Source organism: Empedobacter sp. GD03739, from assembly GCF_029843245.1.
Taxonomy (GTDB): Bacteria; Bacteroidota; Bacteroidia; order Flavobacteriales; family Weeksellaceae; genus Empedobacter; species Empedobacter falsenii_B.
On record NZ_JAOCHX010000128.1, the window covers coordinates 1 to 510 of the forward strand.

Here is a 510-nt window from a genome sequence, read left to right on the forward strand (position 1 = left end):
GTACGACGTTTTTATTTTGTTGTGATAACTAATAAATCTCCATCGAATCTTTTTCCATTCATTTTAGTGTTTAAAGTATTTTCAGTTACAATTTGAACTGATTTTATAGAATTTGGGTCAATTTTAATTTTTTCAACAAGAGAATCATTTATCGGAATTCCATTTAGAACTATTAATTCTATTTTTTTCTTATTCCAGCCTCTTCGTCCATTAGATAAGCTATCTAAATTTATATTTTTAAGCTCAAAGAGTTCGTTTATCTTATTTTGTGAAATATTAATAACTTTTGACTTCTTATCTACAATAATATTTTTGATATTGTCTTTGTCTAAATAAATATTTTCAAGTTGAATTTTTTCATTATCCAAAAGGACTATGTAATTATCGGAATACTTATTAATTATTTTATCCCGATTATAGTTTATTTTATAAGATGAACAGTTATAAAATGTAAAAGCTAATATAATAGAGAATAAGATTTTTATTTTATTCATTTCTTTTAATTTAATC

1 protein-coding gene is annotated in these 510 nt (G+C 22.2%); it reads right to left on the reverse strand.

Features of this window, described 5'->3' with window-relative positions; translation table 11 throughout:
* Window positions 1–11: 11 nt before the first annotated feature.
* Window positions 12–510: hypothetical protein (locus N5E64_RS15725; RefSeq protein WP_280038336.1), on the reverse strand; the 499-nt coding region annotated here is incomplete at its 5' end.